The 22,567-nt window shown below is 62.5% G+C and carries 21 protein-coding genes; 11 read left to right on the top strand and 10 right to left on the bottom strand.

Features of this window, described 5'->3' with window-relative positions:
- Positions 1 to 4: 4 nt before the first annotated feature.
- Genes PIN31009_RS03770 through PIN31009_RS03760 form a run of 3 tightly spaced genes read left to right on the top strand, consistent with a single transcriptional unit; the run spans position 5 to position 2,478 of the window.
- A complete protein-coding gene (locus PIN31009_RS03770) occupies positions 5 to 637 on the top strand; it encodes a class I SAM-dependent methyltransferase (RefSeq protein WP_150789339.1) in 633 nt (210 codons plus the stop codon).
- Between the two features lie 51 nt (positions 638 to 688).
- On the top strand, positions 689 to 1,468 hold the full coding sequence (locus PIN31009_RS03765; protein ID WP_150789338.1) for a hypothetical protein: 780 nt from the start codon (positions 689 to 691) through the stop codon (positions 1,466 to 1,468).
- Complete coding sequence (locus PIN31009_RS03760; protein WP_150789337.1) at positions 1,465 to 2,478, top strand: dienelactone hydrolase family protein; 1,014 nt, start codon at positions 1,465 to 1,467, stop codon at positions 2,476 to 2,478. Before PIN31009_RS03765 ends, PIN31009_RS03760 begins: the two co-directional genes overlap by 4 nt.
- Positions 2,479 to 2,512: 34 nt before the next feature.
- Here the strand turns inward: PIN31009_RS03760 and PIN31009_RS03755 are convergent, their stop codons facing one another.
- Entirely contained in the window at positions 2,513 to 3,343 is an 831-nt protein-coding gene (locus PIN31009_RS03755) for an oxidoreductase (protein WP_150789336.1), read from the bottom strand.
- Between the two features lie 94 nt (positions 3,344 to 3,437).
- Between PIN31009_RS03755 and PIN31009_RS03750 the strand changes: the two genes are divergently transcribed.
- A complete protein-coding gene (locus tag PIN31009_RS03750; protein WP_150789335.1) occupies positions 3,438 to 4,409 on the top strand; it encodes an AraC family transcriptional regulator in 972 nt (323 codons plus the stop codon).
- A gap of 37 nt (positions 4,410 to 4,446) precedes the next feature.
- On the opposite strand, the gene PIN31009_RS03745 is transcribed toward PIN31009_RS03750, so the two are convergent.
- Together PIN31009_RS03745 and PIN31009_RS03740 are read right to left on the bottom strand one after the other, a co-directional pair.
- On the bottom strand, positions 4,447 to 6,288 hold the full coding sequence (locus PIN31009_RS03745) for a hypothetical protein (RefSeq protein WP_150789334.1): 1,842 nt from the start codon (positions 6,286 to 6,288) through the stop codon (positions 4,447 to 4,449).
- Between the two features lie 69 nt (positions 6,289 to 6,357).
- A complete protein-coding gene (locus tag PIN31009_RS03740; RefSeq protein ID WP_150789333.1) occupies positions 6,358 to 8,115 on the bottom strand; it encodes a molecular chaperone HscC in 1,758 nt (585 codons plus the stop codon).
- Positions 8,116 to 8,277: 162 nt separating this feature from the next.
- On the opposite strand from PIN31009_RS03740, the gene PIN31009_RS03735 reads away from it, so the two are divergent.
- The 3 genes from PIN31009_RS03735 to PIN31009_RS03725 are packed head-to-tail and all read left to right on the top strand — an operon-like array spanning position 8,278 to position 9,855.
- Positions 8,278 to 8,838, top strand: a complete 561-nt coding sequence (locus PIN31009_RS03735) for a helix-turn-helix domain-containing protein (protein WP_150789332.1) — start codon at positions 8,278 to 8,280, stop codon at positions 8,836 to 8,838.
- A complete protein-coding gene (locus tag PIN31009_RS03730; RefSeq protein WP_150789331.1) occupies positions 8,835 to 9,245 on the top strand; it encodes a VOC family protein in 411 nt (136 codons plus the stop codon). Before PIN31009_RS03735 ends, PIN31009_RS03730 begins: the two co-directional genes overlap by 4 nt.
- A 49-nt stretch (positions 9,246 to 9,294) precedes the next feature.
- Positions 9,295 to 9,855 carry an LbetaH domain-containing protein gene (locus tag PIN31009_RS03725; RefSeq protein WP_150789330.1) on the top strand — a complete coding sequence of 187 codons (561 nt, stop codon included), beginning with the start codon at positions 9,295 to 9,297 and terminating at the stop codon, positions 9,853 to 9,855.
- A gap of 15 nt (positions 9,856 to 9,870) precedes the next feature.
- On the opposite strand, the gene chrA is transcribed toward PIN31009_RS03725, so the two are convergent.
- The 5 genes from chrA to PIN31009_RS03700 all read right to left on the bottom strand — a co-directional run bounded on the left by chrA (position 9,871) and on the right by PIN31009_RS03700 (position 16,589).
- The gene (gene chrA / locus PIN31009_RS03720) at positions 9,871 to 11,106 is read right to left on the bottom strand and encodes a chromate efflux transporter (RefSeq protein WP_150789329.1); all 1,236 of its coding nucleotides are present in this window, start codon (positions 11,104 to 11,106) and stop codon (positions 9,871 to 9,873) included.
- A gap of 143 nt (positions 11,107 to 11,249) precedes the next feature.
- Positions 11,250 to 13,562 (bottom strand): patatin-like phospholipase family protein, encoded by a 2,313-nt coding sequence (locus PIN31009_RS03715; protein ID WP_150789328.1) that lies wholly within the window; start codon positions 13,560 to 13,562, stop codon positions 11,250 to 11,252.
- A 117-nt stretch (positions 13,563 to 13,679) separates the two neighbouring features.
- Positions 13,680 to 14,390, bottom strand: a complete 711-nt coding sequence (locus tag PIN31009_RS03710; protein WP_150789633.1) for a polysaccharide deacetylase family protein — start codon at positions 14,388 to 14,390, stop codon at positions 13,680 to 13,682.
- Between the two features lie 27 nt (positions 14,391 to 14,417).
- Positions 14,418 to 15,554: a glycosyltransferase family 4 protein gene (locus tag PIN31009_RS03705; RefSeq protein WP_150789327.1), complete on the bottom strand. Its 1,137-nt coding sequence runs from the start codon at positions 15,552 to 15,554 to the stop codon at positions 14,418 to 14,420.
- 156 nt (positions 15,555 to 15,710) lie between these two features.
- Positions 15,711 to 16,589, bottom strand: a complete 879-nt coding sequence (locus tag PIN31009_RS03700) for an endo alpha-1,4 polygalactosaminidase (protein WP_150789326.1) — start codon at positions 16,587 to 16,589, stop codon at positions 15,711 to 15,713.
- Positions 16,590 to 16,812: 223 nt separating this feature from the next.
- Between PIN31009_RS03700 and PIN31009_RS03695 the strand changes: the two genes are divergently transcribed.
- The 4 genes from PIN31009_RS03695 (at position 16,813) to PIN31009_RS03680 (ending at position 19,925) form a co-directional block, all read left to right on the top strand.
- A complete protein-coding gene (locus tag PIN31009_RS03695) occupies positions 16,813 to 17,382 on the top strand; it encodes a TetR/AcrR family transcriptional regulator (protein ID WP_150789325.1) in 570 nt (189 codons plus the stop codon).
- Positions 17,383 to 17,510: 128 nt separating this feature from the next.
- The gene (locus PIN31009_RS03690) at positions 17,511 to 18,356 is read left to right on the top strand and encodes an SDR family NAD(P)-dependent oxidoreductase (RefSeq protein WP_150789324.1); all 846 of its coding nucleotides are present in this window, start codon (positions 17,511 to 17,513) and stop codon (positions 18,354 to 18,356) included.
- Positions 18,357 to 18,376: 20 nt separating this feature from the next.
- On the top strand, positions 18,377 to 19,243 hold the full coding sequence (locus tag PIN31009_RS03685) for an SDR family NAD(P)-dependent oxidoreductase (protein ID WP_150789323.1): 867 nt from the start codon (positions 18,377 to 18,379) through the stop codon (positions 19,241 to 19,243).
- 4 nt (positions 19,244 to 19,247) lie between these two features.
- Positions 19,248 to 19,925 (top strand): Rossmann-fold NAD(P)-binding domain-containing protein, encoded by a 678-nt coding sequence (locus PIN31009_RS03680; protein WP_150789322.1) that lies wholly within the window; start codon positions 19,248 to 19,250, stop codon positions 19,923 to 19,925.
- A gap of 69 nt (positions 19,926 to 19,994) precedes the next feature.
- Here the strand turns inward: PIN31009_RS03680 and PIN31009_RS03675 are convergent, their stop codons facing one another.
- Both PIN31009_RS03675 and cuyA read right to left on the bottom strand, forming a co-directional pair.
- Positions 19,995 to 21,341, bottom strand: coding sequence for a dicarboxylate/amino acid:cation symporter (locus PIN31009_RS03675; protein ID WP_150789321.1), 1,347 nt, complete (start codon positions 21,339 to 21,341; stop codon positions 19,995 to 19,997).
- A 187-nt stretch (positions 21,342 to 21,528) separates the two neighbouring features.
- A complete protein-coding gene (gene cuyA, locus PIN31009_RS03670) occupies positions 21,529 to 22,560 on the bottom strand; it encodes a D-cysteate sulfo-lyase (RefSeq protein WP_150683031.1) in 1,032 nt (343 codons plus the stop codon).
- Positions 22,561 to 22,567: the final 7 nt, after the last annotated feature.

Genomic DNA, 22,567 nt, shown 5'->3' with positions numbered 1-22,567 from the left:
CTTCATGACACCCACGCCCCCCAAACTCGACACCATCAGTGCTGGTACGTTGCAGCACTACAACACCAACGCGGAAGACTTCCGCGAGGGCACGCGCGACCACGACGTTTCGCAAAACATGTCGGCGTTGTTGCGTCATATCAATGGCACACAGCCCTTCACGATTCTCGATTTCGGTTGCGGCCCGGGGCGCGATCTCAAGGCGTTCACTGCGATGGGGCATCGCGCGATCGGGCTTGAAGGGGCCGAGCGCTTTGTGGCGATGGCGCGGGAGGACTCGGGCTGCGAAGTCTGGCAGCAGGATTTTCTCCAACTGGATTTGCCCGCATCGCACTTTGACGGCATCTTCGCGAATGCCGTGCTGTTCCATGTGCCGAGTCAGGAATTGCCGCGCGTACTGCGAGAGTTGTACGCGACGCTCAAACCCGGTGGCGTGCTGTTCAGTTCCAATCCGCGAGGGACTAATCAGGAAGGCTGGCACCACGGGCGTTACGGCGCATTCCACGATCTGGAGACGTGGCGCCAGTTTGTCGAGCGTGCCGGCTTTATCGAACTCGAACACTATTACCGCCCCACCGGTCTGCCGCGCGAGCAGCAGCCGTGGCTGGCCAGCGTGTGGCGTAAGCCGGTTGGCTGATGGCGCGGCTGACCACACGTTGAACCTATACTGGGGCACTTGGAGAATTCAATGGCTGATCACGACAAGCTGCATCCGTTACGTCCCTTCCTGAAGAATTGGGTCTGGGAGCATGGTCGAATCGGCACCCGCTATCTCGATTGCACCGATGGCGAAGTCAAGTTCGACGAGGGCAAGAAGTCGCACTTCGCCTCCGAGGCCTACATCTACGTGCCGCTCGACAAGACGGTTGCCGACGATGCCACCGTCGAAGGGCCGCCGATTCAGGAAGCGGGACTTGCAAGGTTTCTGAAAGCAGCACAGTTGGGAAAGCCGGAAGACGCGGGCTCTGCCGCGGAAGTGCAGCGTGCCGTTGCGGATTGCCTCTCGCTGGGACTATTCAGCGCCTATCAAAAAACCGCGCGCGAAGCCTTCGTGCGGTATTCGGGAGAGGCGATGTTCGACGATGAAATCCGTGCGGCCATCGTAGAAGACATTCGTCGCGGCTACTCGGGCATGCGCGAGCAACTGGCGTTATACGACTTCACGGTGCTCTACGGCTTGCCCGCGTCGTTGCTCATCGGTGACGCGCCATTCATCGACTGGCGTCTGGCCATCAGCCCGGGCCTGCCGTTCGTATCGCTGCCACTCGGCCCTCACTGCCTGCTCGTGGGTGCAGCATCGGGACGCAAGAGCAAAACCGCCCCCGTGGTCTGGAAAGCGGCGGCCGCGATGGGTCCGTTGAAAGATCACAATCGCCTCATCGTGGAGCAGGCGAACCTTTGGCTGGTCGCGACAACGGACGACCCGCTCGTCGCCGTGCAGAGTCGCTTTGCGAAGGCCGAGGGATGATTCGTTTCGCCGCCGGGCGCCTTCTCTCGGCGCTCGCCGCCAGTGTGCTGGTGGCGTGCGCATCGACGGGCACCGGCAACTCGGCTGTCACGGCATCGCTGGCCGACGGGCGCAGCGGCGTCATCGCCTTCGCGTCGGTGACGCCCCGCAGTACCGGCGATTTTCTCGCGAACTACACCGGTAACAGCAAAGCCATCATTGAAGGCACGCTGACGCTGCCGGAGAACGCGCCGCCGGTCGTTCCCGCAGTGATCATCCTGCATGGCAGCAGCGGCGTGAATCCCGGGGAACGCGTGTGGGCCGCACGAATGAATGCGTTGGGGTATGCCAGCTTCATCGTGGACAGCTTCACTGGACGCGGCATCCGAAACACCGAGAAGGATCAGACACAGCTTTCGATGGCGGCCGATATTGCCGATGCTTATGCAGCCCTGCGCTTGCTGGCAACCGACCCGCGCATTGATAAGCATCGAATCGCCGTGATGGGATTTTCGCGGGGCGGGTTCGCATCGCTCTATTCCGCGCTCGCGCCGTTTCAACAGATTGCGGCGGATAACGATCTGCGTTTTGCCGCCCATGTGGCGTTCTATCCTTCCTGCGGCATTTCTTACGCATCGGCGCGGCTCGATGGCGCCCCCGTGATGATGCTGGTCGGCGGCAAGGACAACTACACGCCAGCCGCCCCCTGCGTGGCTTACGCGGACACGCTGCGCGCGAAGGGCGCGCAGGTGGTCGTCAAGGAATATCCGAACGCCTATCACGCGTTCGACCGGCCGACATCGATTCGCTCGGTACCGTTGGCGACAAGCGGGCGAGAATGCCGCGGTGTTTATGATCTCGACCGTCGCTCGTTCACGATGACTCACGACGGCCAGTCCCTGACGGGCGCTGCCGCCACAGCGGAGTCGAAACGCTGTCTGACGCGCGGCGTCACGATGGGCGGCGATCCCCAAGGACAGGCAGAGTCGCCGGCTGACGTGGCGGCATTTCTGAAGGCGGCGTTCCGCTGATCTGACCGACGACTCAGACGCACCGGCGTCGCCATCAACCGTCGGTCGACACCGTCAGTGACTCCCACGCGTCGAGCTCTGCTCTCATGGCGGACAATTTGTCCCGCACGAGTTTGAGGGCGTCGCTGCCGAGCAGCAGATGCGCCGGAGGATGTTCTGCTGCGATCGCAGCCAGCATCGCGCGCGCCGCTTTCACGGGATCGCCGAGTTGTTTGCCGTTCTTCTCTTCCCGCGCCGCGCGCACCGGATTGAACACTTCGTCGTAGTCGGCAATCGAGCGCGGCGTGCGCGTCATCGAGCGCCCTGCCCAATCGGTCCGGAATGAGCCGGGCGCCACCGCCGTCACCGCGATGCCGAAGGCCTTGACCTCTTTGCCGAGGCTTTCCGAAATCCCTTCCAGCGCGAATTTGCTGCCGCAGTAATAGGCGATGCCCGGCATCGTGATGTAGCCACCCATCGACGTGATGTTCAGAATGTGGCCCCGTCGGCGCGCGCGCATGAAGGGCAGTACCGCTTTCATCATGGCTACCGCGCCGAAGACATTCACGTCGAACTGACGGCGCATTTCCGACAGCGGCGACTCTTCCAGAACGCCTTCGTGGCCATAGCCCGCGTTGTTCACCAGCACGTCGACCGGCCCCACACTCGCCTCGATCTCCGACACGACGTCGTCGATACGGTCGAAGTCGGTGACGTCCAGTACCCGCCCGGCGGCCGACGGCGAGAGCGATTCGAAATCACGCTTCGCCTCCTCGCTTCTCACGGTCCCCACCACGGTATGTCCGGCCGACAGTGCCTCTTGTGCGAGCGCGCGGCCAAAGCCGCTGCTGACGCCGGTGATAAGCAAAATCTTGTTCGATGCCATGGTTGCCTCTCTCAAACGTTGCATGGAGAATGCATACTAGTCTCGACGCCAGAGGCGATTAAGCCGGATTTCGCTAATATTCTTGCCTAAAACTATGATCAAAAGCATTGCCGACCGGCGGCCTCCGGAAACGGCGCCGTCCACGCGAGCCCACACGGTTGCCTTGCTGCGCACGTTGGCCCCCTCAGAGGGCTACAACCTGACCGCGCTGCCAAGCGTTCGCATCCTGCGCTCAGATCGCGCGCTATCGCGCACGCCGGTGCTGTACGACCCCGGCATCGTGATCGTGTGTCAGGGGCGAAAGCGCGGGTATTTCGGCGATCAGTTGTACGTGTACGACGAGCACCACTATCTCGCCGTCTCGGTGCCCGTGCCTTTCACCATGGAAACCGACGCAACACCCGAGCGGCCGCTGCTCGCGCTGTATCTGCATCTTGATTTTGCGTTGGCGGCCGAGTTGATGGCGCAGATTGAACGCGAGGGCATGACGGCTCACGTCGATGCACCGCAGAGCATGATGTCGACGCCGATGGACGACGCCATGCAAGCGTCGGTGCTGCGCTTTCTCGAGGCCATGTCGCGACCGCTTGACGCCGCGATATTGGGCCCGGGTCTGTTGCGTGAAATCTATTTCCGGGTGCTGACGGGCGCGCAAGGCGGTGCGATGCGAGAGGCGCTGGCGATGCGCGGACAGTTCGGCAAGATCGGCCGATCGCTACAGCGCATTCACGCCGGATATGCCGAACCGCTCGACGTGACACAACTGGCCGACGCCGCGGGCATGAGCGTGCCGAGCTTTCATAGCCACTTCAAGGCGATTACGCAGGTGTCGCCGATGCAGTACGTGAAGTCGACACGTCTGCATCAGGCGAGATTGCTGATGGTGCGTCAGGGCATGAGCGCTGAAGTGGCGAGCCACGCCGTGGGTTACACGAGCGCGTCGCAATTCAGCCGCGAGTTCAAGCGGCTATTCGGCCTGACACCGGCGGCCGAGTCGAGGCGCATGCGTGAAAGCTTTGCTATCCCCGTCCCGTTCGCCGGTGCCGCTTATGTGTCGTCGCACTGATGCTGCACCGATGCCGCGCTGACGTTGTACAGATCGATCAACGCGTCGGCGTCCGGTGCGGAAGCGGGCTCGCCATCCATCGGCGCCAGAGTTCGAGCACCAATGTCGTCGTCGCTAAAATCAACACGCCGAAGACTGCGGCGTAGTACGGGGGCAGTGTTTTCGTCACCACCGCGATGATCGTCACGGGGAATATCCAGAGCAAGTAGACCACCAGCCAATGCGACACGTAGCCGACAAAGAAGATACTGGCTTGCACATTGACGACGACGCACCAGAGCCAGAAGCCGACCATAAGCCACGTGGGCATTGACCATCCCATCATGTAGCCGGCATCGAGACCGATGCAGCCCACAGCGAGAGTGGCCAACAGCGCCCACACAATGGCATTCGGGTGTTTTTCACGCAGCCAGTCCTGAACGACGGGAAATAGCCGAATCGCACCGAAGGCAATCGTCATGCAGTTCACGATGTCGGATGACCCGACCTGTCCCACAAGACCAGCCCAGAAGGCCGTCGTCGCGGACACGTAGAAAGCCATCACCCACACGATATCAATCGGTTTGCGCACGATCAGCGACGCGGACACAAGGACTGCCCAGATCGCGCCAATGTAAGAAAGCACGGTGAGGAGCGTCGAAATCGTACTCCCTCCGATGATCGACAGCACACCCGTGAATGTTGCCAGCCCGTACCATCCGTAGACCACCCACGGCCGGCGTCCGAAGCCAGCCGTCCAGACCTCGGTGACCTTCCGGACACCCTGCTGGACGCGCAGGCCCAACAGATACGTCGCGCCTATGACGAGCGCCACCAGAACGGTGGCCGTCAACAGACACCCCCCGACAACGATAACGAACCCCAAGCCTTCGTGCGCCCGCAGGTACTCGATCAGGGGGTTGCCGGTATCGGTCGCCAGACGAATGCCGCCGAACGTCGCGAGCGCAATCACGATCGCAACGATGTACGCAACCGCGGCTTGCGTCACACGCGGACGGAACACTGCCGCACGCCACGCATCCAGCAACTCGGGCTCGAACGCCATGTCTCGCAGCACACGCAGCTCGCTATCCAGACGAGTCAGCACTTTGCGCATGTCCGTGAGAATGCCGTTATCGATGGGCCTCCAGACGGGCCCGGGCCGCTTGCCGTCGAGCAGTTGTGCCGTCGCCGGCGAGCGGTTACGGCCTTTGACGAACCGCGCAAACTCGTTGTCGGCAGACGTACGCCACAGCGCCTCATTGGCCAGATCGGCACCGAAGCGGCTGGCGGAGCGGAAGTCATCCGCCCACCGGTAATCGTCGGCAAGCACCATGCGAATGGCCGGCGCGCTGTTCGGGTGCGCCGTGAAGCACATGGCGTGATATTCAAATGCGTCGGCGAATTCCAGTTGAACAAACGCCGGCGATAACTTCATCCGTGCCAGCGAGTCGATCACACGCAGATCGTTGCCCGAGGCCAAATCGCCGATCGTGTCACGGTTGTATTGCCATACGTCGTCAGGCAGGCTGCGCAGCCATTCTTGAAAAGCCGTGAAGGCCTGCTGGACGATGTCGGCGGCATCGCTGTTGCCTGCGCTGGAAGCATCTTCCGAGCGTTCCGTGCGTTCGGCGTGAGCGGCATTGCCGACACTTTCGCCGGAGACCGTATGTTCCACGTGCGCTGCAACGGGTGGTTCGTCCTCAATCGGCGCTTGAGCACGCGCCCACGCCAAAGCGGATTCATAACAGGCACGCAGGCGCTGAAAGCCTTCCGCGTCGTCCTCCGGACGCACTTGTTTCAGCCGCACGGCATAGGCACGTCGAATCTGCGCGGCGTCGGTCGTCTGCGCGATCTGCAAGACCCGCCACCACTCGGAGAAAGCGATTGGATGATTCATGTCGTTGATGAGCGTCGAATGGTCACGCGCCGCGCCTCATTGCCGGCGCGACACATCAGCAATGCCGGGCTATTGCCACACGTCGTGATCGATACGGTCGAGGAAGCCGGCGATCTGCGGGCGAAGCTCACGAATGCGCGCCTCGTCCTGCGTCTCGAGCGTCGACTGAAACTGCGTCAGCGCATTGTCGATGGCCGCACGCATATCGCCGCGCGCCTGTAGATACAGCCGCTCACCGCGCGAAATCAGCGCCTGATTCTCCGCCTGATCGCGCGGATGCACCTTGATGCGCGAGAGCGCGGCCAGCCGTTCGCGAATCTCGTCGGCGCTCAGCACGCCGGGGTTCTCTTCGATCACAAGGCGATGGGTCTCGCCTGTAGCGAGTAGCTTGACCTCAACTTCCAGAATGCCGTTGACGTCGTAAGTGAAGCGCACTTCGACCTGACCATTCACACGTGTCGACTGCCTCGGCAACGGGACACGGATCTTACCGAGCAGAATGTTGTGATCCACGTGCCGCGATTCGCCCTGAAACACGCGCAATTCAATTTCGCGCTGACCGTCGCGCAACGGCGCCATCGTCTTCGCGTAGCTCACCGGCACGGTCGTATTGCGCTCGATCAGGGGAATGTAATGACCATACGAGAACTGCCCGGGCTGGACTTCAATGGCACTGTCGATCCCCATCGAGTAGGGCGCGACGTCTGTCATCACGATTTCGGAGAGTGCTGCGTCTCTTGCCTTGAGCCCGCCCTGAACCGCCGCGCCCAGCGCGACGACGGTGTCCGGATCGAGGTCGACATTCGGAAAGCGGCCGAACATCAGGCTGACCAGCCGGCGCACCATCGGCATGCGTGTCGCGCCACCGGCCAACACGATCGCGGCCAGCGCCGACGGGCGAATGCGGGCATCGCGCAGGGCGGTCTCCACCGGGCCCCGCAGGCGTGCAAGCAGGTATTCGCACGACTCCGCGAAAGCTTCCTGCGTCACAGTCCATTGATACGCCGTGCCTTGCCACTCGCACTGCATGGGCACACTGGCGTTGTCCGTCAGGCCGCGTTTGACCCGCTCGGCCTGCGGACGCAATGCGGTAAGCAACGCCTCGGGCCACATCTCCAGCGACTTTTCGTAACGCGCGGGTCGCGCAGCGTTCAGATCGTTAATCAGTCCGCTGGCATCGCCGAACGCGAACAGCAGTGCATCGACAAAATCTTCGCCCCCGAGCAGGTTGTCGCCCGCCGTGGCGCGCACTTCCATCACGCCGTCGAACAACTCCAGCACCGATACGTCGAATGTGCCGCCGCCAAGATCGAATACCAGAAAACTCGTCTCGTTCTTCTCGTGCAAACCGTACGCCAACGCGGCGGCCGTCGGTTCATTGAGCAGCCCCGCCACTTGCAACCCGGCAAGTTCGGCCGCCGCACGGGTGGCCTTGCGTTGCGCGTCGTTGAAGTAAGCGGGCACGGTAATCACCGCCTCAGTGACCGGGTGACCGAGGAACGCCTCGGCATCCGCCTTCAGCGACTTCAGCACGAAGGCCGACAATTCTTCCGGACGGAATGTGCGCGCGCCAAGCGGCGTGGTGCGCGACGTGCCCATATAGCGCTTGAAAACTGACGCGGTGACGCTCGGATGCGACTCCAGCCGGTCACGCGCCGCGGCGCCGACGACGATGCTTTGATCATCTAACAGACTCACACACGACGGTGTAAGCACACTCCCCAATGCGTTGGGGATGAGTTCGGCGCGGCCATCGCGCCAAACCGCAACGAGACTGTTAGTCGTGCCAAGATCGACCCCGATAATGCAGCGTGCTTCTTGATCCATTTTGCTTTTGATTTTTAGAGGACTTCAGTTGGCCGAGAGTATGCCACAGCACTATTGACCGTCTGCCGGGCGAGAGTGTGAGAATGCCGCTCACGTGCGCGGCAAGGCCGGTACGTCCGTTGCGACTAAACTACGCCAACACTCTCTGCGCCCGTAGATCACATGGCCCCTCGCAAAATCGACCGCTCCCGCTCGACTGACGCCTCCGAACCACCGGGCGATGGCGAGCCTTCGCCGGCACCGCAAGCCCAGCAAGACCCCGCGCTCCTGCGCCGTCTGCTGCGGGCCAAAGACCGCATGGATGCCGCGTCGCACGAGGCGTGGCCGGTCGAGCGATTGGCGGCGGTCAGTGGCGCGTCTAAAGCCCATTTCGCCCGTGCCTTCAAACTTGCCTTCGGCCTTCCGCCGCATCGCTACCTGCTGACGCGGCGCATCGAGCAAGCCAATACCCTGCTGCGCGACACCGAACTCAGCATCACCGACATCGCCTACGCGACCGGCTGGGAAAGCCTCGGCACGTTTGGCCGGATCTTTCGCGATATCACGGGCATGAGCCCGGGCGCCATGCGCAAGCAGGCGCAGGCCAATATGCCGCCACTGGAGCGCGTCCCCGCGTGCGTCCTGAAAGCCGCTCAGCGTCCCGATCTCAACATCGCAGTTTTGGAGAAGCGCCGCCAAATTGCCGACGGTACAGTCGGCCCATCAACCAAGGAGGTCTCATGAACCAAGGCATCAGTGTGGTGGGCTTGTACGTCGACGATCAGGACGAGGCGCTGGCGTTCTACGTCGGGAAACTCGGCTTTCGCGTGCACACGGACGTGCGCAACGGCGCTTACCGCTGGCTCACCGTCCAGCATCCGGACCAGCCCTCGTTCCAGCTCGGCTTATTCACCCCCGGGCCGCCCATCCATGACGAAGCGACAGCCCAGACGCTGCGGGCAATGGTCGCCAAGGGTGCCATGCCGCCGCTCGTCCTGCATGTGTCGGACTGCCGCGAGAGCTACACCCGGCTCAAGGCCAGCGGCGTCGAGTTCACGCAGGAACCGGTGGAACGCTATGGCAGCGTCGATGCAGGCTTTCGTGACCCGGCCGGTAATGGCTGGAAAATGATTCAGGCACCGCAAAGCTAAGGCTAAAGCCAAGACCCATCGCAAGCCGCTTTTCCGAGGAATTTGACGAATGCCCGCAGACGACCGCACCAGAATCATCCATGCCAAAACGGCGGAGTCCGCCGCCATGGTGGCAAACGTCAGGCGCGCCATGGCGATCACCGCCAAGCTCAACCGCCTGACGTTCGATGACGCGGATCAGGTGCGCGCGTTGTTCAGCGAACTCATCGGCCGCGACGTCGACGACAACTTTCTGTTGATCCCCCCGTTCTACACGGCGGGGGGCAACGAAACCCGTGTCGGGCGCAATGTCTTCGTCAATCAAAACTGCACGTTCCACGATCTCGGTGGCCTCGACATCGGCGACGACGTGATGATCGGCCCGAACGTGAGCCTCATCACGACGAGCCACCCGCTCGATCCCGCGCAGCGCCGCTCGACCACGATCGGCAAGCCCATCGTGATCGGCAGAGGCGTATGGATCGCCACCGGCGCCATCGTCGTCGGTGGTGTGACCATCGGCGAAAACGCCGTTGTTGCAGCTGGCGCGGTGGTCACCAAGGATGTTCCAGCGAATTCGCTCGTCGGCGGCAATCCGGCTCGGGTAATCCGGTCGATTCACGACGATTGAAACCCTTCGCCCGCGTCAGTGCAACGTCGCTTGGGCGATACCGGCGAGTGCGCAAAACGCAACGACGGCCAGTGGCGGAAACTTCCAGCGCGTGAGAAGGAAAAAGCCGATAACGGCGATGGCAAAGTCGAGTGTCGAATGCACTGCACTGGTCCAGACCGGGGAATACAACGCGCTCGCCAGTAACCCGACAACCGCCGCATTCACGCCGGCAAGAAGTGCCGTCATCGATGGGCGGCCGCGCAGCAATTGCCAGTAAGGGAGTGCTGCGAGAACCAGCAGCAAGCCGGGCAGGAAGATACCGACGGTGGCCAGCAGTGCGCCGGTCCAGTGCGAAGGCGCGCCGGCCAGCATCCAGCCAAGAAACGCCGCGAACGAAAACAACGGGCCGGGAACGGCCTGAGCGGCACCATAGCCTGCCAGAAAATCGTTGGGCGAGATCCAGCCCGTCGCGACGGTTTGTTGTTGCAACAGCGGCAGCACCACGTGCCCGCCGCCAAACACTAACGCCCCTGATCGGTAAAAGGCGTCGAATACCTTGAATGACCGCCCGGCATCGGACCCCGCTAACGCCGGGAGCCCGAACAACAGGGCACAGAAGCAGATCAATGCCACGACGCCTACCGCGCGTGAAACACCAAACACGTGGGGCCGCACCAACGGTCCATGCAAATCTGAAGATGACGCCGTCTTGCAGAACACGAGTCCCAGCACTGCACCCAGTACGATAACGATGAGTTGCGCATAAACGGTCGTCAGCACGCTGAGCACTACCACGGTGATAAGTGCGACGGCAGCACGGCGACGATCCGGGCATAGCCGCCTCGCCATATCCCAAACGGCTTGCGCAACCACAGCGACGGCAACTAGCTTCAGTCCATGAATCAACCCGCTACCGGCCGGACCGCCAAGGTCGGGAGCCACGGCAGCGAACGCAAGCAGCAGCAGAACAGAGGGCAACGTGAAGCCGAGCCACGCCGCGAGCCCCCCAAGCCAACCGGCTCGCAGCAAGCCGATCGAAAATCCCAGTTGGCTGCTCGCCGGCCCCGGCAGGAACTGACACAGCCCGAGCAAGTCGGTAAAAGTCTCGTCGTCGAGCCAGCGCCTGCGCTCGACGAACTCGCGACGGAAGTACCCCAGATGCGCGATGGGGCCGCCGAAAGACGTCAGCCCCAGCCGGAGAAACACGCCAAGAACCTCGAACGCAGCGCCCACCCGAGTCGAGTGCGTCGATGAAGTACCCGTTTCCATAAACTGTCGATTTCCCGATGTCAGCCGCGCATTCCACCCACGCGAATAACCTGCCAACCTGCGACGCCACGAACGCTGACGTCATGAACGCTCAATGATGACCCGAGTTTGCAACAGCGCCGTGTCCGTCGCACCGGACTCGCTCAATACGTCCGCCCCAACTGGAAGTAGAAGTTGTTACGCCCGCCCGGCGCGAACGCGACCCCGAGGTAGATCGGACCGAACGACGTCGTCAGCGCCGTGAACGCCGTGATGCTTCTGCGCAGCGTGCCGCTGCCGAAGCTCGCATCGCCACCCCACACGTTGCCCGCTTCCAGACTCAGCCCCACGAACAGCCGCCGAATCGGCGACGCCGAGAATGTCGCGAGCTGATTCATGTACGTCACCTGACTGTAGAACATCGAATTACCCGCCAACTGATCGGCCGCGTAGGCCGACAGATGCTGGAACCCGCCCAACGTGAAGCCGAACGGATTGGTCGGGTTCACCCCGCCAAAGTTGTTGCCCGCCTCCACACTGGCATTGACGCTGTGCCGTCCATAACTCGCCGCCACCAGCGTCTTGCCGTACACCTCGGTGTAGCTGTCGTCGCCAGCGAACAACGAGCGCTCCGCACGCAACTCAACGAAGTAGCCCTTGCGAACGAATTGCGGATCGTCCAGTTGATCGATCACCAGCCGCGCGCGCGCACTCAGTTGCCGGCCGTAGATATCCGGGAACAGCAGTTGGCGCGGTGACCCGTCGTCCTCGATGGGCAGGTTGTACTGGGGTGAAGCGCTGCCGTGGGCATAGGCAATACCGAGGCGGAAGTCACCAAAATGCGACAGCGGGAAACCGAAATCGACGCCAGCGCGCTCGGTGGTCAGGCGGTATCGCGTGAGCTTGATATCGCCCGATTCGTCGTAGACGTTCGCATGCCGGCGTTGCAGATCGACATACGGTGCAATGTACGGCCCCCACGCATTGGCGAGCGGCTGCCGAAGCTCCATGTGCAGATCGGCCTGATCGCTGCCCAGCGTCGCGTCCACGCGCGCTTCAAGGCCGGTGTCGGTCAGCCACGGGCGGCGGTAGCCAACGTGCATCCGGAAGTTGCCCTCCTCTTTGGTCGTCGCCGAGAGTCCCAAACCGAACAGCAGGAAGTTCGGCCCCCAGCGCTTTTCCTGCGCGGTGATGACCAGCTTGTGCTCGCCGTTCTCATCGACGATCTGCTGCGTCACCGTCTCGAAGTCGTCCTCGTTGGTCAACGCTTGCAGGTCCTTGTTGATACGGGCCGGGTCGTAGATATCGCCCTCCTTCACATGAATCACCGCCCGGATCTTCGACGGCGGCACGACCCCGCGCGACTGAATTTCGATCTTTGCAATGCGTACGGTCTGTGGGGCAGGCGTTTCGTGACGCCCCCGCCACGCGGCATAGTCTGCCGGTGACAAGGCGAGTTGCTTCAATTGCGGTAGCGCGGCACGTGTGGCGGCTTCGCCCGCGTCGATGGCGCGGGCGGCATCCTGAAAATCGGTGAAGGTGAGCCGGCCCAGATCCGGTTGAATCAGCACGTCGCCGTTGTGCAACTGGTCTCGCTGGCGGGCGACGTTCTGGCGAATCAGAATGCCGATCATCTGCTGCATCACGTCCGCCGGTGACGACAGCGCGTCGAGCGGGCGCAGCGGCGAACCGATATCGACGGCAATCACGATATCCGCGCCCATTTCCCGCACGGTTTCGATTGGCAGATTGCTGGTAATGCCCCCGTCGATCAGCGTGCGGCCATCGACGTCGGTCGGCGAGAACAGCCCCGGCAGCGCCATGCTCGCGCGAATGGCCTGCGGCAGCGACCCATGGTCGAGCACCACCATCTGGCCGGTGCGCAGGTCGGTGGCGATCGCCCGAAACGGGATGGGCAGGCTGTCGAACGTGACCTTGCCCGTGATGGTCGGCGTCCACTCCTGAAGCAAGGCTTGCAGACGATTGCCGTGCACCAGCCCCGCAGGCAACTGAAAACCGTTGTTGCCGTAGCCCAGCGAGAAGCTGTCGACGTAGTAACGCTCGTCTTCGCGCAAGGACTGCGGCAGGTCGCTGCGGTCCACGACGTCGAATGCCACGTCGGCCAGATTCACGTTCTCGAGCCGGCGGCGCATGTCCTTCGTGTCCAGACCGCTTGCATACAGCCCGCCGACGACCGCACCCATGCTGGCCGCCGCGATGCAGTCGACCGGGATGTGATTCTGTTCGAGCACCTCCAGCACGCCGAGATGGGCATAGCCTCTGGCGCCGCCGCCCGACAGCACAAGACCGATCGACGGGCGGCGCGCGTCACCGCCTTCGGCGCGGCAGGCTTTGGCCTCGGCCACACGGGGCAAGGCGAGCGAGACGGCGGCCATAACGATGGCGGCCAGCCAACCGGCGCCGATACGACCGATCCTGCCGCTATCGTGTCGGGAAGGTGTGCTGTGACGGCTCATCGATGACAAGGTTTCCTGAAAACCGCAAGGTTACCTTGTTCCCCTTCCACCGAAGGGTCGATGAAACGTCAGATATCCTGTGAATTCCCTCCCGCTGCTCGCGGGCCTGCTGGATCGTTAGCTGGTCAGGCACTTGTAGAGCAGCCGGTACGGCCCTACGCCGCCAGCCACGCCAATGCGGGCGAGCATGAACGGATCGTCGTCCGGTGCTGCCCGTCCGCGCCGCGTGGTGGTGGCGTTGCCGTAGCCCGCCCTTTCCACCAGATCGCGCACCTGACGATTCACATTGCCGTAGGGATAGCAAAACGATTCCACGCGCGCGTTACAGATATCTTCCAACTGGCGCTTGGCCGCAACGATCTGCTGCGCGGCCTCCTGCAAAGACACATCCGGCAGCGACACGTGATCCAGCGTGTGCGAACCCACTTCATGACCGTGCCGCATCCACGTGAGCAGCTCTTTCCGGTACATCAGCCGCGTGCGCTCGGTCGCGAGATGGGCGTCCCAATCGTTCTCGCCGCCCAGACGGCCGGCGACGAAGTAGCACGTTGCCGTGAAGCCGAGTTCATTCAGTACGGGCATGGCGTTGGTCAGCACGTTGCTGAATCCGTCGTCGAACGTGATGCCGAATACACGGCGACGGGGCTCCCCCCTCGCACCCCTCGCGTCGCTCGCACCATTCATGTGCTGCTGCAACTCGCGCATGCTCAGCCCTTGATAGCCGAGCCGCTTGAGCAACGTCATCTGACGGCGGAACATGCCGGGGTCGACACTGAGACCCCGCAACGGGTCGGCCGGTGCCGGCAGCGGCCGGATCTGGTGGTACATCAGGATCGGAACTGACACGCCGCGACCTCAGGCCAATTGCTTCGACGCAATGAGCTGGACGGACAGCGCATCCATGTACACCCCTTGCGTGGCCGCGACAAAGCTCTCGAAGCAGAACTCCGAGCGCGCCTTCATGGCGGCCATGTGGCCCATCAAACGCACGCGCCCAGGGTCGGCCACGATGTCGCGAAGTACCTGCGCGATGGCGCCGGCGTTGCGCGGCGGGACGATCCAGCCATCCACACCGTTCGAGACGTTCTCCGGCAAGCCACCCACGTTCGTCACGAGCATCGGGCAGCCCATCGCCATGGCCTCGCGGCAGGCGTACGACAGGCTCTCGTAATACGACAGGACGAACGACACGTCGGTCACGGCCAGCAAGTCCTGCACGCTGTCGAGTGAGCCGGTAAATACGATTTGCTCGTCCAGCCCGCAGCGCGACACCATGGCACGCTGCGCAGCACTCGGATCGGTGCCCGCCAGCCAAATGCGGAAGCGGCTGCGAAGATCGACGGGCAGCAGCATCAGCGCCGCCACCAGATCGGCCCATCCCTTCGATTCACCGGTACCTGCAGCGCTGCCAAGGATGATGGCGTCGGATGAATCCACGCCGAGCCATGCGGTTCGGCGCGTGCGGATCTCGTCCCAGTTCAAGGCCTCGTGACCGACGGCACGCACGCCGTGCTTGATGACGACCACGTTCTTGTAGGGCGATTTACGCTCGAGCATCTCGCGCACGTGGTCGCTGACGGCAATCGTCAGACGGGTGGCAAACTTCGCGCGAAACCAGTTGCCCAGCGAGTGGGCGCCGTAAGTGTTGTGCTTCGTGAAGACGACTTCGGGCCGGTTGCGCAAGCCGACCAGCGCCAGCATGACTTGCCGGTGATCGGCCGATCCGTTCACGTGGATGATGTCGAACTGCCCGGCTTCGATGAGCTTTCGCAGTTTCAGGGTTTCGCGCAGCCACATGCGCCAGCGCAGCTTGAAGTGAATCTCGACCGTCTCGACGCCGGGGGCATCCTTGAATTTTGTCGCCAGATGACTGCCGGGCGGCGACGCGACCGTCACCTGATGGCTCCGGCTCATGGCAACGGCGAGGTCACGAATGTAAGTATCCTGCCCGCCGCCGCTGCCGACGTGGAAGTTGGTGTAGAGAATCTTCATCGGGTTTGGCGCTGACGCGACTGCGAGGTAATGTCATCGCAAATGTTACGTAGCCCGATGTCCAGATAGTGTGGAGTCCTGATGAGAATTATTTTTGTTTGTCGACGAAGATTCTCGACATAACTTTCGGCGCATTACCGCGCCGGCGTGCCGCGCTCAATCGCAGCTGAATCGGAAGCTGTCGTCCAGCTCACGCGGTAGCACCAGCGTGCGCAGATTCGCTGCGAGCGCCGCAGCACACAACTCGCGGCGCCCCGCCTCGGTGCGATAGCTCGCGCGATATTCCGCGTTCAACACCGGCTTGTTCTTTACAGTGAAGGCACGATAGCCGCGACACTCGTTCTGCTCGTGACACTCCTCGTTCACCGCGAAGTCGAACAGCGGTTCGAGCGCCGCCAACTGATTGACGTCGTTCTTCAGACCGATGGCCAGATTGCGCGCATGCGCTTCGCGCGAGAGAAAGCCATTGAAGGCGAGTTGATCCTGCGCGGTGAGCGGAAAACCGGTGTCGTTGGCGTAGCCGTCGACGTTGTCCGGCTCTACGCCATCGCAGCCTTTTGCCACGGCGCGGTCGAGGCGTTGCTTCATGATCGAACGGACGTTGTCGGATCTCACATCGAGCCAGTTCTCGCCAGCCCAGCCGCGCATCGCCCGGCCCATCTCCCACGCTTTGAATTGACTGAAATCGGTGCGCCAGTTTTCAGAGCTGCCCGCCGAAAAGTAGCAAACGACCTTGCGGCCATCGCGCTTGAGTTGGGCGATGACGGCCGCATCGGTATCGAACAGGTCGATGTCGTAGACGTCCACGTTGTAGGTGGTGTTGATCTTCCCCCGGAGTTGCCACTGCCACGTGTCGGTCACCGATGGCTGCCAGCGCGACGCGGCGACGCCACCTGCCCGGATGGCGGCCTCGTTCGACGCGAGAATCTGCCCGCCGCGTGCGGCCGACATCTCCAGCGCGCTTGCCTGTTGCGATATCACCGCAACGATCGCGGCAAGAAGACCCAACCCCACGCGTACGCTAATCTTCGCCATCGTCATTCCATCCAATTCAAGGCCTTTCCTCATCGACGCCGAGAGGTTATGCCCACGCCCCGGGCAAGACAATTGACGCGCCGTCGGCTTTTGTCGCGTTTTGTCGCGGAGGCTCGCGTTTCGTCGATGCCACGGGGGTATGAGGGTTCTGGGCGAAGGATTTGCATTTCACCGCAAGTTACGTATAATTGAGCGCGCACTCACTCTATTTAACGCAATTGCCATGGCTCGCCCGTTAAGCCCCGAGAAACGTAACGCCCTGCTCCAGTCGGCAACGCTCGCCGTGGCTGAACACGGCGTCATGGCGACCACGTCGGCGATTGCGAAGGGTGCAGGTGTCGCCGAAGGCACGTTGTTCACCTATTTCGAGAGCAAGGAAGTCCTGTTCCGGGAGCTGTATCTGCAACTCAAGCAGGATCTCGCGCGGGCCCTGATGCCGGATTACCCCCACGCGGCGGACTACCAGCAGCGCATGGCGCATGTATTCGACCGCTATGTCAGTTGGGGCCTCGCCAACCCGGCCGGACGGTACGCCGTTGCACGGCTGTCGGCCTCGGGCGTGATTCTGCAAGCGACCCGGCTTCAAGGCATGGAACCGTTTCTTGCGGTCTCGCAAATGATGGAAGACGGCGTACGGGAAGGCCTGCTGGTCGATGCGCCGATTTCGTTTCTCTCGTCGGTGATCGAGCACATTGCCGATACCACCATCGAGCACGTGAATCAGCAGCCCGAAGCGGGCACGCAGTACCGGCAGTTGGGATTGCGCATGTTGTGGCGTGCCATCACGTCGTAAGCCGTTAGTTTCAGCAGGTCGTCCAAGTCGTTTCAGCTAAGTCAGTTCGTTTCAGGCAGTTGTGCTTTCATAGTTTTGTCTTTTAATTGAGTGCCTACGCACGCATTTATATCAAGGAGTCTTACACCATGTCTCAACAACAATGGTTCATCACCGGCGCCTCGGGTGGCTTGGGTCTCGCGCTCACGCAAGCCGTGCTCGCAAAAGGCCACCGCGTTGTGGCCGCTGTGCGGCGCCCCGACGCCATGCAATCGCTGGCCGCAAAGTATCCCGATCTGCTGAGCGTCGAAGCGCTCGACGTCACCGACGTTGCACAAGTGAAGGCCGTCGCCGCGCGTCACACCGACATCGATGTGCTGGTGAACAATGCGGGCGGCGCCGTCATCGGTGCAATGGAAGAGATGAGTCAGTCGGATATCGACCATCAGCTCACGTTGAATCTGATCGCGCCGATTCACGTGACCCGCGCCTTCCTTCCCGCGTTGCGCGCCAAGCAGCGCGGCACGCTGATCTACGTCACCAGTGTCGGCGGCCGCGCCTCGTTCCCGAGCGGCTCGATGTATCACGCCGCGAAATTCGGCCTCGAAGGCTTCGCCGAATCCGTGAGTCAGGAAGTCGCCGAGTTCGGCATCAAGACGGTCATCATCGAACCCGGCTCCATCAAGACCGATTTCGTTGCGAACATCCGTTGGACCGACGCCCTGCCCGATTATCAGAACAGCGTCGTCGGCAAGCTGCGCGAGCAAATCAAGGAAGTCGGCGACGAGCAGGCATCGGGCAATCCGGAAAAAATGGCGGCCGCCATTTACGACGTCAGCCAGATGGCAACACCGCCGTTGCGTACCGTGCTGGGTGGCGACGCGTACGCCGTGCTTGAAGCGAGCTACACGCGCAGTCTCGCCGCGCTGCAAGCTCAGAAGGCACTCGCTGAATCCGTTATGTTCGCCGGCAAGACCGGTTTCAATCCGCAGTAAATCTGGAAGGGATCACTATCATGCCCAAAGTCTGGTTAATTACCGGTGCAGCGCGCGGGTTGGGTCGTTCGATCCTCGAAGCGGCGCTTGAAGCGGGTGGCAAGGTATTGGCGACGGCGCGAAATCCGGCGCAGCTTGCCGATTTGAAGGCGCAATACAGCGTGCACGGCGACAATCTCGCGACGTTCTCTCTCGACGTGACGAACGGCGCGCAGGCAAGCGATGCGGTGGCAGAAGCGGTACGCCGTTTCGGGCGGCTCGATGTGCTCGTCAATAATGCGGGATACGGGCATATCGAACCGTTCGAGTACACCGCTGACGACGATTTTCGTGCGCAGATCGAAACCAACTTCTTCGGTGTCGTGAATCTCACGCGCGCGGCGATTCCCGTCATGCGAAGCCACGGCGGCGGCAGCATTTTTCAAGTATCGTCGGCGGGTGGCCGTATCAGTACCCCGGGGCTCGCGGCCTATCAGGCAGCCAAGTGGGCCGTCGGCGGGTTCAGCGATGTGGTGGGCAAAGAAGTCGCCCCGTTCGGCATTCGGCTCTGCACGCTGGAACCCGGCGGGATGCGAACCGGCTGGGGCCACGAGGCACGCGAAACGTTGCACGATCTGCCGGCGGATTACCAACCGTCGATGGGTGAGTTCAAGGCGCTGATCGACGCTTATGTCGGGCACGAAGTCGGTGACCCGCAGCGCATCGCGACACTGATTGCGCAACTCGCCGCGCGCAAGCACCTGCCGGCGCGTCTGGTGCTGGGCTCCGATGCGTGGCAGGTGATTGAAGCCGAAGAGCAGGCGCGTCACGCGTCGATGCAAACCTGGAAACCCGTCACGCTGGCCGCCGATTTCGACGCGGCAGCCCCGGTGTGGCCTACGGAGTAACGTCATGCGAATTGTCCTGTTCGGCGCGAGTGGCATGGTGGGTCAAGGCGCGTTGCTCGCCTGCCTGAAGGCCTCGGACGTCACCGAGATCATCGTCGTCGGCAGGCAGGCGCTGCGGGGCTACGACGACCCGCGCATCAAGGTCGTCGTGGTGCCCGATCTGAAGACCTTCGACGCGAGCGACGCCGTGTTTGCGAACGTCGATGCGTGCTTCTTCTGCATCGGCGTCACGTCGTTCCGGATGTCGGAAGCGGACTATCGCGTCGTGACGTACGACCTGACGCTGCACATCGCCCAGCAATTGGTCGCCCGCAGCCCGGGCATGGCGATGGTGTATGTGTCCGGCGCCGGGGCCGACAGCAGCGAGCGCGGCAAGACGATGTGGGCGCGTGTGCGAGGGCAAACGGAAAACGCGTTGCAGCGTCTGCCCTTCGGCCGTGTCGCGATTTTCCGCCCGGCTGCCATCGTTCCTGAAGATGGCATCCAGTCGCGCACCACCAGCTATCGATGGCTGTATCTCGTGCTCAAACCGGTGTTGGCGCTGGTGCGCAGTTTCTCGCCGTCGAGTGTGTTGACCACCCGCGTGATGGGCGACGCCATGCTCAATGTCGTGCGGCGCGGTGTCCCGGCGGCCATTCTCGCGCCGGCAGATATCTATCGGTTGTCGCTCGGTCAGACGTAAGCCGATCAGGGCGCGCAGTGCAGGCTGACGCGCCCTGATGGCTCTTACGGATCGAACGGATCGAATGACTCAGGCCGCGCGCTCCGCACCGATAGAAAGCTCACCCTGTGTCTCCACGAAGGGTGTCCCGTCGTCCTGCGGGTGAAGCCCCAGCGCGGCATCCAGCGACCACGCCTTGCCGGTCCACGGCCGCAGCGCCCCCTCCCACTTGGCAATCACCGCCGTCGCAACCGCATTGCCCACCACGTTGGTCATCGTGCGCCCCATGTCGGCAAACTGATCGATCGCCAGCAGCAGCACCATTCCCTCGACAGGCAATCCGAACAGCGGCAGCGTCGCGGCAATAACCACCATTGCGGCGCGCGGCACGCCGGCAATGCCCTTGCTCGTGAGCATCATCACGAAGAGCATCGAGAATTGTTGCTCCCACGACAACGGGATGTTGTAGACCTGCGCGATAAAGATCGATGCGAACGCCTGAAACATCATCGAACCATCGAGATTGAACGAGTACGCCAGCGGCAAGATGAAAGAACTGATGCGCGGGCTGACACCAAACCGTGTGAGCTGCTCGATCGTCTTGGCATACGCCGCTTCGCCGCTGGCCGTGCTAAAGGCAATGATCATCGGCTCACGTATCAGTTTGAGCAGCGAGAACACCGACTTGCCGATGAAGCAATAGCCCGCCGTCAGAATGAGCCCCCACAGCAGCAACATGCCGAAATAGATCGCGCCGATGAACTTGGCGTAAATCAGCAACACGCCAAGCCCCTGCACTGCGACCACCGCCGCGATGGCGGAGAACACCCCCAGCGGCGCGACATACATCACATAGCCGGTGATCTTGAGCATGATGGCAAACAGCTCCTCGATGCCCTGAACCACCTGCCCGGCCAGCTTCCCCCGCAGTGCGCCGATCGCCGTGCCGAAGAACACCGAGAACACGAGAATCGGCAGCACTTCGTTCTGTGCCATCGCCTGAAAAATACTCGCGGGCACGATATGCGCCACGAAGGAATGAATATTGAACGCCGAGGTGTTCAACCCCGTGGCTGTGTTCGCGGCAGGCACGCCCACATGCATCGAATGGCCGATCTGAAACACGTTGCTCAGCACCAGCCCAAGCGTCAGCGAGATGACCGAGGCGCAGAAGAACCACGTGAGTGCCTTGAGCCCCACCCGCCCGACGGCGCGTGCGTCGCCCATGCCTGCCAGACCGACGACGATGCCGCTGAAAACAAGCGGCGCAATGATCATCTTGATCAGGCGAAGAAAGATCTCCGTCATCAGCGAGAAGTAGCTCGCCGCGTTCTTGATAGCCTCCGGCCCCGATGCGAACTGATGGACGCATTGACCGGCAATGACCCCGGCGATCATGCCGGTAAGGATCATCAGCCCCAGTCGGTTGAATTTCATTCCAGTCTCCTCGACGAGGCGCAGGCAAATGCGACAGGCGCACGCGTCCCGGCACCTTGGGCCAGCGCCCCGGCGCATTGCGTTTCGTCTTTGTGTGATGTGGGAAGTACCGGCGCGCTCTCCGCGCGCCGCGCGCCACCCCGGAAAATCGCTGCCCCGGATGCGCGCGGCGGCGCGGCAAGCGGGATCAGCGCTGTCGTGTGTCGGACGACGGCGAGAGGACCGTGTCGAAGGTGTCCATGTAGCCGAACAGCGCCGCACTGCCACCGGTGTGAACGAACACGATCGTTTCGTCCGCGCCGAAGTGCCCCTTGCGAATCAAGTCGATCAGCCCCGCCATGCCCTTGCCGGAGTACACCGGATCGAACAGCAGGCCCTCGGTTCGCGCGGCGAGCGAGACGGCTTCGACCATGCCCGGGGTCGGCAGGCCATAACCGGCGCCCACGTAGTCGCAGTTGGCCATCACGCGCTCACGCCTCACGGCGTCGCCCATGCCGAGCAATTCCGCCGTTTCGCACGCCAGCTTGTGAACATTGCTTTCCTGCACCTCGCGCGGGGCGCGCACGCCGATACCCAGAACGTCGATCCCGCTGCGCATGCCTTCAAAGCCGGCGACGAGCCCGGCCTGCGTGCCGGCGCTGCCGGTGGCGTGCACGACGCGATCGATACGGATCTGCTGCTCATTGGCCTGCGCGACGATCTCCAGCGCGCAGTTGACGTAGCCGAGCGCGCCGATGCTGTTCGAACCGCCGCCCGGAATGATGTACGGCACACCACCTTGCGCACGCACCTCTTCGGCAACGGCGGTCATCGCGGCGTTCATGTCGGTGCCGCCGGCATAGGTGCGCGTCGGTGCGCCGAACAGCCGGTCGAGGAATACGTTGCCGGAGTTGCGATAGTCGTGCGCCTCATTGCCCGTGCGGTCTTCCAGCAGGATGATGCAGCGCATGCCGAGGCGGGCAGCCGCCGCGGCCGTCTGGCGCGCGTGATTCGACTGCGTGGCGCCTTGCGTGATGACCGTGTCGGCTCCTTTGACGAGGGCATCGGCCATCAGGAATTCCAGCTTGCGGGTCTTGTTGCCGCCCGTGGCCAGCCCGGTGCAATCGTCGCGTTTGATGTACAGACGCGGACCGCCGAGGTGTTCGCTCAGGCGCGACATCGGTTCAAGCGGCGTGTTCAGATGGCCCAGACGGACGCGGGGAAATTTGGAGAGGTGCATAGCGATT

The sequence above is a fragment of the Pandoraea iniqua genome, from assembly GCF_902459685.1.
Taxonomy (GTDB): Bacteria; Pseudomonadota; Gammaproteobacteria; order Burkholderiales; family Burkholderiaceae; genus Pandoraea; species Pandoraea iniqua.
The sequence above is the reverse complement of the archived record's forward strand: the minus strand, read 5'-3'. Positions and strand labels throughout refer to the sequence as shown.